At 68.0% G+C, this 14,915-nt stretch carries 15 protein-coding genes; 8 read left to right on the top strand and 7 right to left on the bottom strand.

The annotated features are described in order from the left end of the window. Positions 1–4: 4 nt before the first annotated feature. From AAG565_RS02340 to AAG565_RS02355, 4 genes are all read right to left on the bottom strand, one after another. The gene (locus tag AAG565_RS02340; protein ID WP_348817934.1) at positions 5–1,468 is read right to left on the bottom strand and encodes a M48 family metalloprotease; all 1,464 of its coding nucleotides are present in this window, start codon (positions 1,466–1,468) and stop codon (positions 5–7) included. A 62-nt stretch (positions 1,469–1,530) separates the two neighbouring features. Continuing rightward, a complete protein-coding gene (asd, locus tag AAG565_RS02345) occupies positions 1,531–2,418 on the bottom strand; it encodes an archaetidylserine decarboxylase (protein ID WP_348817935.1) in 888 nt (295 codons plus the stop codon). Positions 2,419–2,429: 11 nt separating this feature from the next. After that, positions 2,430–2,861: a copper chaperone PCu(A)C gene (locus AAG565_RS02350; protein ID WP_348817936.1), complete on the bottom strand. Its 432-nt coding sequence runs from the start codon at positions 2,859–2,861 to the stop codon at positions 2,430–2,432. Beyond that, complete coding sequence (locus AAG565_RS02355) at positions 2,858–3,511, bottom strand: SCO family protein (protein WP_348817937.1); 654 nt, start codon at positions 3,509–3,511, stop codon at positions 2,858–2,860. Before AAG565_RS02355 ends, AAG565_RS02350 begins: the two co-directional genes overlap by 4 nt. Before the next feature lie 88 nt (positions 3,512–3,599). On the opposite strand from AAG565_RS02355, the gene prmB reads away from it, so the two are divergent. The 3 genes from prmB (at position 3,600) to AAG565_RS02370 (ending at position 6,942) form a co-directional block, all read left to right on the top strand. Next, on the top strand, positions 3,600–4,499 hold the full coding sequence (gene prmB / locus AAG565_RS02360; RefSeq protein ID WP_348817938.1) for a 50S ribosomal protein L3 N(5)-glutamine methyltransferase: 900 nt from the start codon (positions 3,600–3,602) through the stop codon (positions 4,497–4,499). A gap of 144 nt (positions 4,500–4,643) precedes the next feature. Next, positions 4,644–5,744 (top strand): chorismate synthase, encoded by a 1,101-nt coding sequence (gene aroC / locus AAG565_RS02365; RefSeq protein ID WP_348817939.1) that lies wholly within the window; start codon positions 4,644–4,646, stop codon positions 5,742–5,744. Positions 5,745–5,748: 4 nt separating this feature from the next. Then, a complete protein-coding gene (locus tag AAG565_RS02370) occupies positions 5,749–6,942 on the top strand; it encodes an MFS transporter (RefSeq protein ID WP_348817940.1) in 1,194 nt (397 codons plus the stop codon). On the opposite strand, the gene AAG565_RS02375 is transcribed toward AAG565_RS02370, so the two are convergent. The 3 genes from AAG565_RS02375 to AAG565_RS02385 all read right to left on the bottom strand — a co-directional run bounded on the left by AAG565_RS02375 (position 6,916) and on the right by AAG565_RS02385 (position 9,242). Beyond that, positions 6,916–7,824: a hypothetical protein gene (locus tag AAG565_RS02375; RefSeq protein ID WP_348817941.1), complete on the bottom strand. Its 909-nt coding sequence runs from the start codon at positions 7,822–7,824 to the stop codon at positions 6,916–6,918. The two genes, AAG565_RS02370 and AAG565_RS02375, sit on opposite strands and share 27 nt — an antisense overlap. Before the next feature lie 102 nt (positions 7,825–7,926). After that, positions 7,927–8,307, bottom strand: a complete 381-nt coding sequence (locus tag AAG565_RS02380; protein WP_348817942.1) for a hypothetical protein — start codon at positions 8,305–8,307, stop codon at positions 7,927–7,929. A gap of 65 nt (positions 8,308–8,372) precedes the next feature. Continuing rightward, positions 8,373–9,242 (bottom strand): LysR family transcriptional regulator, encoded by an 870-nt coding sequence (locus tag AAG565_RS02385; protein WP_348817943.1) that lies wholly within the window; start codon positions 9,240–9,242, stop codon positions 8,373–8,375. 144 nt (positions 9,243–9,386) lie between these two features. Here AAG565_RS02385 and leuC point away from each other — a divergent pair, with 144 nt between their 5' ends. The 5 genes from leuC (at position 9,387) to AAG565_RS02410 (ending at position 14,804) form a co-directional block, all read left to right on the top strand. Next, positions 9,387–10,790: a 3-isopropylmalate dehydratase large subunit gene (leuC, locus tag AAG565_RS02390; protein ID WP_348817944.1), complete on the top strand. Its 1,404-nt coding sequence runs from the start codon at positions 9,387–9,389 to the stop codon at positions 10,788–10,790. A gap of 2 nt (positions 10,791–10,792) precedes the next feature. Continuing rightward, positions 10,793–11,431 carry a 3-isopropylmalate dehydratase small subunit gene (gene leuD / locus AAG565_RS02395; protein WP_348817945.1) on the top strand — a complete coding sequence of 213 codons (639 nt, stop codon included), beginning with the start codon at positions 10,793–10,795 and terminating at the stop codon, positions 11,429–11,431. 101 nt (positions 11,432–11,532) lie between these two features. Next, complete coding sequence (leuB, locus tag AAG565_RS02400; protein ID WP_348817946.1) at positions 11,533–12,612, top strand: 3-isopropylmalate dehydrogenase; 1,080 nt, start codon at positions 11,533–11,535, stop codon at positions 12,610–12,612. 12 nt (positions 12,613–12,624) lie between these two features. Beyond that, positions 12,625–13,740, top strand: coding sequence for an aspartate-semialdehyde dehydrogenase (asd, locus tag AAG565_RS02405; RefSeq protein ID WP_348817947.1), 1,116 nt, complete (start codon positions 12,625–12,627; stop codon positions 13,738–13,740). A gap of 44 nt (positions 13,741–13,784) precedes the next feature. After that, positions 13,785–14,804 (top strand): Asd/ArgC dimerization domain-containing protein, encoded by a 1,020-nt coding sequence (locus AAG565_RS02410; protein WP_348817948.1) that lies wholly within the window; start codon positions 13,785–13,787, stop codon positions 14,802–14,804. Positions 14,805–14,915 lie beyond the last annotated feature (111 nt).

Raw genomic sequence — 14,915 nt, forward strand, 5'->3', positions numbered from 1 at the left:
CCGGTCAGGTGGCGCGCCCGCGCTCGCCGGGCGGGCGCCAGTTGCTCGGCAGCGAATCCCGCACTTCCTTGCGCTTGGCGAGCAGGCGTGCGCGCTGTTTGGCGTCCAGATCGGGCAGCCGCAGGCCCGCATCCAGCTGGGCCAGCGCGTTGCCGGCGTCGCCGCGCAGGAACAGATAGCTCGCCATCTGGTACGAGGCCTCCGCCATGTTGCCGCTCTCGCGTGCGGCCTGGGCGAGCAGGCTGTAGGTCTGCAGCTGCACGCCCAGAGCCTGCTCGTGGGACAACAACACCTGACGGGCGTCTTCCGGGCGGCGCGCGGCCATCAGACCCTCCGCATACGCCAGGATCGCCGGCGCATAGCGCGGGTAGAGGCGGATCATGCGTTCCAGCGTCGCCAGCCCGCCAGCGCTATCGCCGGTCCACATCTGCAGCTGGCCGGCCAGGAGCTGCACGTTGACCTGCTTGGGATATTTCTCGACCAGGGGATCGAGCGTGTCCTTGGCGCGCGCGTACTGACCGAGCTCCGCAAGGGCGAGGGCGAGTCCGTAGCGGATCTCCGCGTCGTCCTGCCCGGCGCCGAGCTTGCCCGCAAAATGGTCCACGGCGATGCTCGGCCGTTCCGCCGACAGGACGCGGGTGCGCGCGCGCATCAGGCCGAACTCGACCGGATCGACGCGCTTGACCGCCGGCATCTCCGCTGCGCGCGCCCGTGCTTCGGCGACACGGTTGGTGTTGAGTGGATGGGTGCGCAGGATCTCGGGGATGCCGCCGCCGTAGAGACGCGACTGCTGCTCCAGCTTCTGGAAGAAGCTGGCCATGCTGTCCGGGTCGTAACCGGCCTTCGACATCGTCAGGATGCCGATGCGGTCCGCCTCCTGTTCGTGCGCGCGGGTGTAGCTGACCTGGCGCTGATAGCTCAGGGTCTGGCCCAGGGACAGTGCGCCGATGACGACGTCCGGATCGGCGGAGCCGGCGATGATCGCGGCGATCACTGCCAGCCAGGTGGCGACGTTGGCGACTTCGGTGTCCTCGGCGGTGCGCGCGATATGCCGCTGCGTGACGTGCGCCAGCTCGTGTCCCATCACGCCGGCGACCTCGCTCTCGTGGTCGGCGGCCAGCAGCAGCCCGGCGTTGAAGCCGATGAAGCCGCCCGGCAGGGCGAAGGCATTGATGCGCCGGTCGTTGACGACGAAAAACGTCAGCGGCGGTGGCGCCGTGCTGCTGGCGGCGGCCAGCTTCCAGCCCATCGTCGAGATGTAGTCGGTGATCTCCGGATCTTCGAGGATGTAGCCGCCGGCGTAGAGCTGGGCCATGACGCGCGAGCCCAGCTGCTTTTCCTGCGTCGGCGACAGGGTGTTGTCGGCCGGCTCGCCGATCTGCGGCAGATCGAGCGCGGAAGGCGGCACCGCGAGCGCGGCGGATGCGGACAGCAGCGCGACCGCAAGGGTGCTGAGGATTCGGTGCATGAACGGTGGTTGGGAGCGGTCGGCGATCTGTTCTTTAGAGGCGCGCGAGCGGCAAAGGTTCGTCAGCCGTGTTGTCGCCAGCGTCCGATCGCCTCGCCCATGCGCACGGTCCGGCCGGGTGCGAGCGTCGGATCGAATTCCACCGCGCCGGGCGCGGCGAGCAGGATCACCGTCGAGCCCATGTTGAAGCGGCCGAGCTCCTCGCCGCGGCCGAGGATCACCGGATTCATCGGCTGGTAGTGCGCCGGTTCGCCGCGCAGGTGCGGCGGTGTGACGCGGCCGGCCCAGACCGTCTCCAGCGAACCGACGAACAGCGCGCCGACCAGGGTCAGCCCGAATGGACCGGCGCGGGTGTCGAAGACCGCATTGAGGCGTTCGTTGCGCGCGAACAGCCTCGGCAACGCGCGTGCGGTGGCTGCATTGACACTGAACAGGCGTCCGGGCACGTAGGACCACTTCCGCAGGCGCCCTTCGAGGGGCATGTGAATGCGGTGGTAGTTGTACGGTGCGAGGTAGATCGTGCAGAAGCGGCCGTTCATGAAAACCTGCGCGGCCTCGGCATCGCCGGCGAGCAGCTCGGTCACCGAGTATTCGTGACCCTTGGCCTGGAAGATGCGGCCGTCGCGGATGTCGCCGAACTGGCTGATCGTGCCGTCCACCGGGCTGAGCAGCGCCTGCGGATCGGCCGCCAGCGGCCGCATTCCCGGCTTGAGCGCGCGCGTGAAGAAATGGTTGAAGCTGTCGTAGTTCTCGGGGATCGCATACTCGGCTTCGGACAGATCCACCGAGAACCCGCGCAGGAACAGGCGGATCAGGGCGTTCTTGAAGCCGGCGTGACGGATCTGCGTGATGCGGAAGACCAGCATCGACAGCCAGCGCGTCGGCAGCAGCCGTTGCAGCAGCGCGAAGGCGCGATCACGGACGGTGGCATCGGTTTGGGTGTTGGCCATGAGAGAACGGATCAGTCCGCGGCACGCACGGTGAATTCGATGGTCGTGCGGATTTCACCGCATTCGAGTGTCAGCAGGCTGCGGTCGCCGGGCGACAGGGGTCGCTGCGGACGGAACAGCATCAGATGATAGCCGCCCGGTGCGAGCGCGGCGCGGCCGTGTGCCGGGATCTCGACCACCTGGTCGCGCAGCATCCGCGACTGGCCCTCCTCGATCAGGGTGCGATGGATTTCGATCGCGCCGAAGTCCGCACCGCTCGCGGCGTCGCAGCGCAGCGGCACGTCACCGCGGTTGACCAGTTGCACGTACCCCGCCATGACGCGTGCGCCGGGCGGCGCGGCGCGGATCCAGGCGTCCTCGCTCGTCAGCGCGGGTGCCGGGCCGCCTTCGGCCTGCGCCGTCCACGCCAGGATCGCGCCGAGCAGGAGGAAGGCGGTTCTCATGACGGTTGCTCAAGGATGCGCGCGAGGTCGCGGACCAGGCTGTCCACGCGCAGCGGTGGCGTGAAATACCCGGCGAGCTCGCCGCGCGGGTTGATCAGGACCAGCGCCGCCGAATGGTCCATCGTGTAGTTGTCGGCCCCATCGACGGGCGATTCACCGGGAACCTTGACGTAGGCCACCCCCAGCGCCTGCGCCAGCGTCTTGAGCGCGGGTTCGGCGGTCGTCGCGCCTTTGAAACGCGGGCTGAAATGATGGACGTACCGGTTCAGTGTCTCCGGCGTGTCGCGCTCCGGGTCCACCGAGAACAGCACGATTTGCAGCTTCTGTGCCTTGTCGCCGAGCTGGGCCTCGACGTTCTTGAGCAGTCCCAGCGTGGTTGGACAGACATCCGGGCAGTAGGTGAAGCCGGGAAAGATCAGCGTCCAGCGACCCTCCAGCTGGCGGTTGGTGAACGGCTGGGCGTTTTCGTCGAGCAGCGCGAAGTCGGGCAGGGCGCGCGGCGCCTGCAGCAGCGTTCCCGACTCGATCGGCGCGCGGCTCGCCGGTGCACGCAGCAGAACCGCCGCGAGGAGGCCGGCGATGGCGGCCAGCGCGGCGACCAGGATCAGGACCGTCTGGCGATGGTCGGGAGTGGCAGTACTGGGAGGCACGTCGAAGCCCGTCGTCGTTGGCGCGGTGCCGGGGGGCACCGCATAATGCGCGCCCATTATCCCACATGGCCCCGCACCGCTCCGCCGCATGTCTCCGCCGAACGACACCCAGACGCTGACGACGGTGCGCGACTTCGTGCGCTGGGGCGCCAGCCGTTTCCGCGAGGCGGGCCTGCACTTCGGTCACGGCACCGACAACGCACTGGACGAGGCGTACTTCCTCGTCCTGCAGGGACTGCACCTGCCATTCGACCTGCCGGCCACCTATCTCGAAGCGGCGCTGACCGTCGCCGAGCGCGACGCGGTGCTCAAGCTGCTGCGCGCGCGCATCGTCACGCGCAAGCCGGCGGCCTATCTGCTCGGCGAGATCCAGTTCGCCGGCTTCGACTTTCACGTGGACGAGCGCGTGCTGATTCCGCGTTCGCCGATCGGCGAGCTGATCGAGCGCGGCTACGCGCCGTGGCTGGGTGGCGATCCGGCGCGCATCCTCGATCTGTGCGCCGGCAGCGGCTGCATCGGCATCGCCAGCGCGCTGGTGTTTCCCGAGGCGCAGGTGGACCTCGCCGATCTCAGCGCCGGGGCGCTCGCGGTGTGCCGCAAGAACATCCGCCGCCATCACGTCGAGCGCCGCGTGCGTGCGCTCAAGTCGGATGTGTATGACGGCCTGGGCGATGCCCGCTACGACCTGATCGTCACCAATCCGCCTTACGTCTCGACCGCGGAGTGGAAGGCCCTGCATCCGGAATACCGCCACGAGCCGCGCATGGCGCTGGATGCGGGCACCGACGGGATGGACGTGGTGGCGCGCATCCTGGAGGGCGCCGCCGCGCACCTGAATCCCGGTGGCACGCTGATCTGCGAAGTCGGCGGCAGCGTCGAGGCGTTCGAGGCACGCTGGCCGCGTCTGCCGGTGACCTGGATCGAGTTCGAGCGCGGCGGCGACGGTGTGTTCCTGATCGGCCGCGAAGCACTGCTGGAGCATCTGTAGTCATGTCGGGTCACACGCGCGGGCGAGCCGGACAGAGCCGAATGTCCACTGGACATTCGGCCCGGCGAGCGCCCGGCCATGGATGGCCGGGCCGGGGGTTGGTGCGTGGGCGTGGTCGCGTCATGGATGGCCGTAGGGACGCCTATGTCAGGTAACACACTCGGAAGACTATTCTGCGTCACCAGCTTCGGTGAGAGCCATGGCCCCGCGATCGGCTGCGTCGTCGATGGCTGTCCGCCGGGTCTGGCGCTGAGCGAGGCCGACATCCAGGGCGAGCTCGACCGGCGCAGGCCCGGCACGTCGAAATACGTCACGCAGCGCAAGGAGGCCGATCGGGTCGAGATCCTGTCGGGCGTGTTCGAGGGCCGGACCACCGGCACGCCGATCGCCTTGCTGATCCGCAACACCGATCAGCGTTCGTACGACTACGAGAAGATCAAGCAGGTGTTCCGGCCCAATCATGCCGACTACGCCTACATCCAGAAGTACGGCATCCGCGATCATCGCGGCGGCGGGCGTTCGAGTGCACGGGAAACCGCGGTGCGGGTCGCCGCCGGTGCGATCGCCAAGAAATATCTGCACGAGCGCCTGGGCATCGTGGTGCGCGCCTGCGTCGAACAGGTCGGCCCGATCGAGATCGAGCGCAAGGACTGGGATGCGGTCAACGCCAATCCGTTCTTCTGCCCGGATCTGGCGCGCGTGCCGGAACTGGAAGCCTTGATCGACCGGCTGCGTGCCGAGGGCGACTCGATCGGTGCGCGGCTCTATGTCGAGGCACGCAACGTGCCCCCGGGGCTCGGCGAGCCGGTCTATGACCGACTCGATGCCGACATCGCCTATGCGCTGATGTCGATCAACGCGGTCAAGGGTGTGGAGATCGGCGACGGCATGCGCGTCGCGCAGATGCGCGGCACCGAGCATCGCGACGAGATGGCGCCGGAAGGGTTCCTCGGCAATCACTCGGGCGGCATCGCCGGCGGCATTTCCACCGGCCAGACGGTGTATGCGCGCCTGGCGATCAAGCCGACGTCGAGCATCACCACGCCGGGCAAGTCGATCGACGAAAGCGGCGCGGCCGTCGAGATGCGCACGACCGGTCGGCACGACCCCTGCGTCGGGCTGCGCGCCGTGCCGATCGCCGAAGCCATGCTCGCGCTCGTCCTGATGGATCACTGGCTGCGCCAGCGCGCGCAGAATGCCGACGTCGTTCCCGCAACGCCGCGACTGCCTGCTGGAAGCGAGTAGGTCCATGCGCCCACCCCTTGCAGGTGACGAGCGCCTGCACTGGCGGCTGGCGGGCTTCTACCTCTTTTACTACGCCACGGTCGGCGCGTTCCTGCCGTACTGGGCGCCGTACCTGCAGTCGCGCGGCTTCAACGCGGTGCAGATGGGTGTGGCCTTTGCGTTGATGGGCGTGATGCGCTCGGTGATTCCGCTGGCCTGGGGCTGGTGGGCCGATCACAGCGGCGCACGGATGCCGCTGATCCGCATGGCGGCGGTCGCGTCGCTGCTGACGTTCCTGGCGATCCCGTTCGTCGATGGCGTCCTGCACATCGGCGCGTTGATGCTGGCGTACACGCTATTCTGGCACGCACTGCTGCCGCAGTTCGAGGTGGTCGCGCTCAATCACCTGCACGCCAGCGGCGGTGATTACAACCGCGTGCGCTTGTGGGGCTCGGTCGGTTTCGTCCTCGCGGTGATGGGCCTGGGCGCCGCGCTGGATGTCACCGGCATCATCTGGCTGCCGTGGCTGGTGGCGGTGTTCTGGCTGGGTATGGCCGGGGCGGCCTGGGCGGTGCCGGAGCCACCGGTGCTGCATGCCCGCAACGCGGCGCGCAGCTCGCTGTGGGCGGTCCTGCGCCGGCGTCCGATGCTCGTGCTGCTCGGCGCCTGCTTCGCTTCGCAGCTCAGCTTCGCGCCGTACTACAACTTCTTCACGCTGTTCCTGGAGCGGCATGATTACAGCCGCAGCGCGGCCGGCCTGTTCTGGACGCTCGGCGTCGTCGCCGAGATCGGCCTGTTCATGATCGTGGGGCGCCTGATCACCCGGGTCGGTGCGCGCCGTCTGCTGCTGGTCGTGCTGGCCGCGACCGTACTGCGCTGGTGGCTCACTGCGGCAGCAGTCGATGTCTGGGCGCTGCTGGTGCTCGCGCAGCTGTCGCACGCAGTGACGTTCGGTGCGTATCACGCCGTGGCGGTGCACTACGTCCAGCGCATGTTCCCGGCGGATCTGCAGGGGCGGGGACAGGCGATCTACAACGCGGTGGCCTATGGCGTCGGCGGCTCGGTCGGCAGCCTGACGGCCGGATATGTCTGGGACGGCATTTCGCCGGAGGCCGTGTTCTACGGCGCCAGCGTCGTCGCGCTGGCCGGCTGGTGGATCGCGCGCCGCTGGTTGCCCGACGATCCCGCGCCGCTAGGCGAGCGCGCGGAAACCCAGTAGCAGGTCGGCGGCCAGTCCCTGGCTACCGTCGCTGCGCGTGAAGCTGCCCTGCTGCGCGACACGGTCGATGGCATTCAGCGGCTGGTTCGTGTCGGCGTAGTTCAACGAGATCGCCGCGACGCCGGCGTCGGCGAGCGTGCGCAGCCGCTGGCTGCCATCGGCGTTCCAGTCGAGCAGACGCAGCCGCTGATAGATCGCGTCCGCGGCGTCGATGCGCCCGTCGCCGTTGTCGTCGTGACCACGCAGCGCCTCGAATCCGTTCGCGGCGCCGGTCTGGTCGCCGAACAGCTCGCGGCCGTCGTCGATGCGGCCGTTGCCGTTGGCGTCGAGCGCCAGGAACGCATCGCCGCCGGCGACGACGCTGGCGCGGTCGCGCCGTCCGTCGGCGTTCAGGTCGAATACGCGGCCGCCGTCCACGCCCGTGGTGGTGATGCGGCCGTCGCCGTCGAGATCGAGCGCCAGGGGATCGGATTTCTGCACCGGCGGTTCCGGCGCCTTGCGCACGGCCAGCCGCTCATAGGTCAGATCGAGCTGAGTGACGCGCACGCCGCGATCATCGACGCTGACGTCCGCGACGTGCAGTTCGACGCGGATGGCTTCGACGTCCACGCCCGGCGCAGCGGCGACGGATTGTGCAGGGGTGGTCGGCGGCGGCGGTGGTGCCGCATCCGTGGTGACGGCGGCGGGATCGTCCGATGCGGAAGCGTCTTCGCCGACGGTCTGCCGGATCAGCTGCCAGGCCACCGAGCGCTCGCGCTGATCCTTGAGCTGACGGTTGAGCTCGTCCGCCGAGGTTCCGACCGGTTCGCCGTCGGGCCGGGTCATCGCCTGGCCGCGGCCCGGCGGGACCAAGACGAGACTGGATGCCGCACTGATTGCCATAGAGGTTCTCCGCCGGTTCCTGCACGTCGCCACCGGCTGCCCGCGGACGGGCAGCTGTCTTAGCGGCCGCGCACCGCGGAACTTGAGCGTCCGGCACCCGGACTACGGGGTCTCGCTGGCGATGCGGTCGGTGGTCCGCCGTGCCTTGGCCGCGGGACGATGTTCGCCGCCGAGCGTGCGCAGGCGTGCCCGCAGCAGCGTCAGACGGTCGCGCAGCCGCTCCCACAGCGTGCTGCGCACGACGCGCAACTCGATGGCGCCGGCGGCGGTGAGCCGGTACCAGGTGTCCTTGCCGACGACGCTGCGATCCAGGTGTCCCGACGCGAACAGCGATTCGAGGACGCGATCGAGATCGTCGTTGCGCAGCCCGGTGTCGGCCCAGTCATCGACGAGATCGCGGTACGCGAACATCGCGCCCGGTTCGATCTGGTCGTCGAGCATGCGCGCGAAAGCGACGTGGATCGTATTGCGTGTGACTCTCATCCTCTCCGACTCCGGCATGCTGCCGTTGCAGCGGCAGCCCAGAGTCATTCTGAAGGCAAAACGATTCAGGGAGCCGTGGGTAAAAGATCTAGGAGGGCTTGCGCAGCGCGCGACACGGCGCGGTGGCGATGGCGGGCGCTACCGAGACTGCGCTGCATGCGCAGGCCAGGGATGTGGATGACCTTGAGCGTCGCATCGACCATCGACAGCGGCAGCACGCTCCAGCCCAGGCCGATGCCGGCCAGCATCTTCAGCGTCTCCAGATAGTTGGTCGCCAGCCGCACGCGCGGCTCCAGACCCAGATGCTGCAGGGCCTGACGGACGATGCGGTGCGTATAGGTGGCCGCGTCGGGCAGTACCGCCGGATGCGCGGCCAGATCGCCGAGTTGCGGGCGGCGCAGACGTGCCAGCGGGTGCGTCGGTGCGGCGACGACCGCCAGCGGATCGTGCCAGACGGCGCACGTGTCCAGGTTCGGAATGGGTGCCAGCGGCAGCGTCACGATGCCCAGTTCCAGCCTGCCGCTCAGCACGGCTTCGCAGGCGATTTCGGAATCCATGAAGTGCAGATCCAGATCGACGTCAGGGTAGCGCTCGGTGAACTCGCGCAGCACCGGCGGCAGGCGGTGCAGGCCGATGTGATGGCTGGTGCCGATCGACAGCCGGCCGGACACCTGCGTCGTCAGCTGCGAGAGTGCGCGGCGCGCATCCTCGATGTCCTGCAGGGTCTTGCGGGCATACGGCAGCAGCGCGCGGCCGGCGTCGGTCAGCGTGATCTGGCGGCCGATGCGATCGAACAGCGGTGCGCCGATCTGCTGCTCGAGTGTGGTCACGCGCTTGCTGATCGCGGGCTGCGACAGGTGCAGAGAATCGGCGGCGCGGGTGAACGAAGCGTGGTCGGCAACCTCGACGAAGGCGTTGAGCAGCTGGGTGTCCATGGCGTAAGGCGTGAGACCTTGAGGCGTGGGCGCGACGCGCCGATCATGCCACATGGGAATGATGATCATGAAAACGATTCATTGGAGTTATCCATGCTCCAACCCTAGAATCGCCGCCGTTTTCAGCACGTCCGGGAACGGAACATGGCCAAGACGCTGTACGACAAGATCTGGGACGCCCACGTGGTCGCCGACAATGGCGATGGTTCGGCGCTGATCTACATCGACCGCCACCTGGTTCACGAAGTCACCAGCCCGCAGGCCTTCGACGGCCTGCGTATCAATGGCCGCAAGCCCTGGCGTCTGTCCGCCAACCTCGCGGTCGCCGATCACAACGTGCCCACCACGCCGGACCGCGTGCACGGCATCGAGGACCCGATCTCGCGCGCGCAGGTCGATGCGCTGGATGCCAACTGCGTCGAGTTCGGCATCACCGAGTTCCGCATGAACGACCGCCGTCAGGGCATCGTCCACGTGATCGGGCCCGAGCAGGGGGCGACCCTGCCGGGCATGACCGTGGTCTGCGGCGACTCGCATACCTCGACCCACGGCGCCTTCGGTGCGCTCGCGTTCGGCATCGGCACTTCCGAGGTCGAGCACGCGCTGGCCACGCAGACCCTGGTGTTGAAGAAGTCGAAGTCCATGCTGATCCGCGTCAACGGCCATGTCGGCCCGGGCGTGACCGCCAAGGACATCACGCTGGCGATCATCGGCAGGATCGGCACCGCCGGCGGCACCGGGCATGTCATCGAGTACGCCGGCGAGGCGATCGAGGACCTGTCGATGGAAGGCCGCATGACCCTGTGCAACATGGCGATCGAGGGCGGCGCCCGCGCCGGCCTGGTCGCGGTGGACGACAAGACCCTCGCCTACGTCAAGGGTCGCCCCTACGCGCCGAGGCCGGAGCAGTGGGACGCCGCCGTGGCGAACTGGAAGCAGTTGAAGAGTGATCCAGGCGCGAAGTTCGACACCGTGGTCGAGATTGACGCAAAGGACATTGCGCCGCAGGTCACCTGGGGCACCTCGCCCGAGATGGTCGGCCCGGTGACCGCGCGCGTGCCCGATCCGGCACAGGAAGCCGATCCGGTCAAGCGCAGCGGCATGGAAAAGGCGCTGGCCTACATGGGCCTGGCCGCCAACACGCCGATCGAGCAGATCCGCATCGACAAGGTCTTCATCGGCTCCTGCACCAATTCGCGCATCGAGGACCTGCGTGCGGCCGCTGCGGTGGTGAAGGGCCGGCAGAAGGCCGCCCACGTCAAGCTGGCGCTGGTCGTGCCGGGCTCGGGTCTGGTGAAGGCGCAGGCGGAAGCCGAGGGCCTGGACCAGGTCTTCAGGGCTGCCGGCTTCGAGTGGCGCGAGCCGGGCTGTTCGATGTGCCTGGCGATGAACGCCGACCGCCTCGAGCCGGGCGAACGCTGCGCCTCGACCAGCAACCGCAATTTCGAGGGCCGGCAGGGGCAGGGCGGTCGCACGCACCTGGTCTCGCCGGCGATGGCCGCCGCGGCCGGCATTGCCGGCCACTTCGTCGATGTGAGGAGTTTCTGAACATGCGCGCCTTCACCGTGGTGACGTCCAAGGTCCTGCCGCTGGACCGCCCCAACGTGGACACCGACGCGATCATCCCCAAGCAGTACCTCAAGTCGATCCGCCGGACGGGCTTCGGTCCTTTTTTGTTCGACGACTGGCGCTACCTCGACCCGGGCACGCTGGACGTGGACCCGGCGACGCGTCGGCCGAACCCGGCGTTCGTGCTCAACGATGCGAAGCACCGGGGTGCCCAGATCCTGATCGCGCGCGACAACTTCGGCTGCGGATCCTCGCGCGAACACGCGGTGTGGGCGCTGGACGACTACGGCTTCCGGGCGGTGATCGCGCCGAGTTTCGCCGACATCTTCTACTCGAACTGCTTCAAGAACGGCGTGCTGCCGGTGGTGCTGAAGCCCGACGAAGTGCAGGCGATCTTCGCGCTGGTGAATGCCGATGCCGATGCCCGGATCACGATCGACCTGCCGGCGCAGCAGGTGCAGCTGGCCGACGGCCGCAGCTTCGGTTTCCAGATCAACCCGCACCACAAGCACAACCTGATCCACGGACTCGACGAGATCGGCCTGACGCTGCAGAAGGCCGATGCGATCAGGGCCTACGAAGCGAGGCGGCGCGTCGAAGCGCCGTGGCTGTTCAACTGACCCGAAGGGTCATCCCCGCGCAGGCGGGGATCCAGACCGCGGTGCGGAAATCTCCTGGATTCCCGCATTCGCGGGAATGACGAGAGAATCGAGCGACGTAAATGAGCAACAAGAAGATCCTGATCCTCCCCGGCGACTACATCGGCCCGGAAATCATGGCCGAGGCGGTCAAGGTGTTGGAGCTGTTCAAGGCCGAAGGCGAGCAGATCGAATGGACCTTCGGCCATCTCGGCGGTGCGGCCTACGATGCCGAGGGCCATCCGTACCCGCCATCCACGCAGAAGGCGGCGCGTGAGGCCGACGCAATCCTGATGGGTGCGGTCGGCGGCCCCAAGTACGACAGCCTGCCGCGTGCGGTGCGCGCGGAACAGGGCATCCTCGGCATCCGCAAGGACCTGGGCCTGTTCGCCAACCTGCGCCCGGCGCTGGCCTACGAGGAGCTGGCCGCGGCCTCGTCGTTCAAGCCGGAAGTGATTGCCGGCCTCGACATCCTGATCCTGCGCGAGCTGACCGGCGACATCTACTTCGGCCAGCCGCGCGGCCGTCGCCGGAACGCCGAGGGCGCCGAGGAAGGCTACGACACCATGCACTACAGCCGGCCGGAGGTGGAGCGCATCGCGCACGTCGCCTTCCAGGCGGCGCGCAAGCGCAACAAGCGGCTCTGCTCGGTGGACAAGGAGAACGTGCTGGAGACCTCGCGCCTGTGGCGCGAGGTCGTGATCGAGGTCGGCAAGCAGTATCCCGACGTCGCGCTGAGCCACATGTACGTGGACAACGCGGCGATGCAGCTGGTGAAGAACCCCAAGCAGTTCGACGTGATCGTCACCGGCAACCTCTTCGGCGACATCCTCTCCGACGAGGCTTCGATGCTGGCCGGTTCGATCGGCATGCTGCCGTCGGCCTCGCTGGACGTGAACAACAAGGGCCTCTATGAGCCGATCCACGGCAGCGCGCCGGACATCGCGGGGCAGAACAAGGCCAACCCGCTGGCGACGATCCTGTCGGTGGGCATGATGTTCAAGTACACGTTCAACCGTGCCGATCTGTCGGATCGCATCGATGCGGCGGTGAGAAAGGTGCTGCGGCAGGGTCACCGCACCGGCGACATCGCGCAGCCGGGCGAGAAGGTGATCGGTACACGTGAAATGGGCGATGCCGTTGTGCAGGCGCTGAAGAAGTAAGAGAGAAGGAACATGATGAAGCTGGGTATGGTGGGCTGGCGCGGCATGGTCGGTTCCGTGCTGATGCAGCGCATGCAGGAAGAGAACGACTTCGCGCTGGTGGAGCCGCATTTCTTCAGCACGTCGAGTGCCGGCGGAACCGGCCCCAAGGTCGGGGGCAGGGACACGCCGCCGCTGAATGACGCGAACAGCATCGACGCGCTCAAGCTGATGGATGTGATCATCACCTGCCAGGGCGGTGACTACACGAACGAGATCTTCCCGAAGCTGCGTGCCAGCGGCTGGAACGGCTACTGGATCGACGCGGCCAGCGCGCTGCGCATGAAGGACGATGCCGTCATCGTCCTCGACCCGGTCAACCGCGGCGTCATCGATACGGCGCTGGCCCGCGGCGTGAAGAACTACATCGGCGGCAACTGCACGAACTCCATTCTGCTGATGGGCGTCGGCGGCCTGTTCCGCGAGAACCTGGTCGAGTGGGTCAGTTCGATGACCTACCAGGCGGCGTCCGGCGGTGGTGCCAACCACATGCGCGAGCTGCTCAAGGGCATGGGCGTCGTGCACGGGGCGGTCGCCGACGAACTGGCCACGCCGTCGTCAGCGATTCTCGACATCGACCGCAAGGTCGCGGCCGCAATCCGCAACGAGGTGCCGACCGAGTTCTTCGGCGCGCCGCTGGCCGGCGGCCTGATCCCGTGGATCGATTCGCAGCTCGACAATGGCCAGTCCAAGGAAGAGTGGAAGGGCCAGGCCGAGGTCAACAAGATCCTCGGCAACACCGGCGACAAGATCATCCCGGTCGATGGCCTGTGCGTGCGCATCGGCGCGATGCGCTGCCACAGCCTCGCGCTGACCCTAAAGCTCAGAAAGGACCTGCCGCTGGCCGAGATCGAGGCCATCATCAAGAGCGGCAACGACTGGGTGAAGTGGGTGCCCAACGACAAGCCGGCGACGATCAAGGAATTGATCCCGGCGGCGATCACCGGCGGCCTGCAGGTGGGCGTCGGCCGCGTGCGCAAGCTCAATCTCGGCCCGCAGTACGTATCGGCCTTCGTGATCGGCGACCAGCTGCTGTGGGGTGCGGCCGAGCCACTGCGTCGCATGCTGCGCATCCTGCTCGCCCGCTGACGACGGGCTAGAATCGGCCGCCTGATCGCTCGCAGAGTCATGGGATGAGCCGCCGATTCGATGTGGCCGTGCTCGGTGCCGACAGTGCCGTCGGCGCCGCCGTGCTGGAACTGCTGGCCGAGCGGCGTTTCCCGCTCGGCGAGCTGTCGGCGCTGACGCTGGATGGCGAAGAGGCGGCGACGGTCGAGTTCGCCGGCAACCCTCTGCCGCTGGAGGACGCCGTCGGTTTCGGCTACGGGCAGGTGCAGCTGGCCTTCCTCGCCGGCGACGACCCACGCTACGTCGCGGAGGCGGAACGTGCGGCCGACGCCGGCTGCATCGTGATCGATGCCAGCGGACAGGACTGGCGCGATCCGCAGATTCCACGGGTGGTCACCAGCGTCAATCCGGTGGCGCTCGCCGATTTCAACGAACGTGGCATCGTCGCGGCGCCGGATCGCATCATTACCGCGCTGCTGCCGGCGCTCGACGCCCTCGACCGCGTCGGTGGCCTGCAGCGCGTCACCGCGACGGTGATCGTGCCGGTGTCCGATGCCGGACGCGCGGGGCAGGAGGATCTGGCGCGCGAGACCGCGGCGCTGCTCAATGCGCGCGCCTACGAGCGGCGCGTCTTCCCCCAGCAGATCGCGTTCAATGTGCTGGGACAGCTGGGCGCCACCGGCGAGGACGGACGCACCGGGCGCGAACGGCGTATCGTCGGCGAGTTGCGCGTGCTGCTGAATCGGCCGGAACTGCCGGTCGGGCTGCAGCTCGTGCACGTCGCGAGTTTCTTCGGCTATGCGATGTCGCTGGAGCTGGCGCTGGAGCGCATGCCGGAGGCTTCAGTGCTGGTCGAGGCGCTGGCGGGTGCACCGGGGGTCGAAGTGGCCGACAGCCCGGATCCGGCGGACTGCCCGTCGCCGGTGGTGGATGCCACGCGCAGCGCAGTCGTGCGCGTCGCGCGGTTGCGGCTCGGCGCCGGTCCGCAGGCGCTGGCGCTGTGGCTGACTGCCGACAATATCCGTTACGCCGCGGCGCTCAATGCGGTGACGGCCGCCGAGATCCTGGCGCGGGACCACCTCTGAAGCGGACGGTGGCGGCGGAAGTATTTGTTGCCCGATCAATAATTCATCGGGTATAAAAGGGCTTATACGCGCAAATTAACCTCCTGCGTGAACAGTTGAGGGACGCCGGTT

The sequence above is a fragment of the Fontimonas sp. SYSU GA230001 genome, from assembly GCF_040066175.1.
Taxonomy (GTDB): Bacteria; Pseudomonadota; Gammaproteobacteria; order Nevskiales; family Nevskiaceae; genus Solimonas.

Coding starts and splice junctions, on each gene's coding strand:
- AAG565_RS02340 (WP_348817934.1), bottom strand. CDS start 1,468: ATGCACCGAATCCTCAGCACCCTTGCGGTCGCGCTGCTGTCCGCATCC.
- asd (WP_348817935.1), bottom strand. CDS start 2,418: ATGGCCAACACCCAAACCGATGCCACCGTCCGTGATCGCGCCTTCGCG.
- AAG565_RS02350 (WP_348817936.1), bottom strand. CDS start 2,861: ATGAGAACCGCCTTCCTCCTGCTCGGCGCGATCCTGGCGTGGACGGCG.
- prmB (WP_348817938.1), top strand. CDS start 3,600: ATGTCTCCGCCGAACGACACCCAGACGCTGACGACGGTGCGCGACTTC.
- aroC (WP_348817939.1), top strand. CDS start 4,644: ATGTCAGGTAACACACTCGGAAGACTATTCTGCGTCACCAGCTTCGGT.
- AAG565_RS02370 (WP_348817940.1), top strand. CDS start 5,749: ATGCGCCCACCCCTTGCAGGTGACGAGCGCCTGCACTGGCGGCTGGCG.
- AAG565_RS02375 (WP_348817941.1), bottom strand. CDS start 7,824: ATGGCAATCAGTGCGGCATCCAGTCTCGTCTTGGTCCCGCCGGGCCGC.
- AAG565_RS02380 (WP_348817942.1), bottom strand. CDS start 8,307: ATGAGAGTCACACGCAATACGATCCACGTCGCTTTCGCGCGCATGCTC.
- AAG565_RS02385 (WP_348817943.1), bottom strand. CDS start 9,242: ATGGACACCCAGCTGCTCAACGCCTTCGTCGAGGTTGCCGACCACGCT.
- leuC (WP_348817944.1), top strand. CDS start 9,387: ATGGCCAAGACGCTGTACGACAAGATCTGGGACGCCCACGTGGTCGCC.
- leuD (WP_348817945.1), top strand. CDS start 10,793: ATGCGCGCCTTCACCGTGGTGACGTCCAAGGTCCTGCCGCTGGACCGC.
- leuB (WP_348817946.1), top strand. CDS start 11,533: ATGAGCAACAAGAAGATCCTGATCCTCCCCGGCGACTACATCGGCCCG.
- asd (WP_348817947.1), top strand. CDS start 12,625: ATGATGAAGCTGGGTATGGTGGGCTGGCGCGGCATGGTCGGTTCCGTG.
- AAG565_RS02410 (WP_348817948.1), top strand. CDS start 13,785: ATGAGCCGCCGATTCGATGTGGCCGTGCTCGGTGCCGACAGTGCCGTC.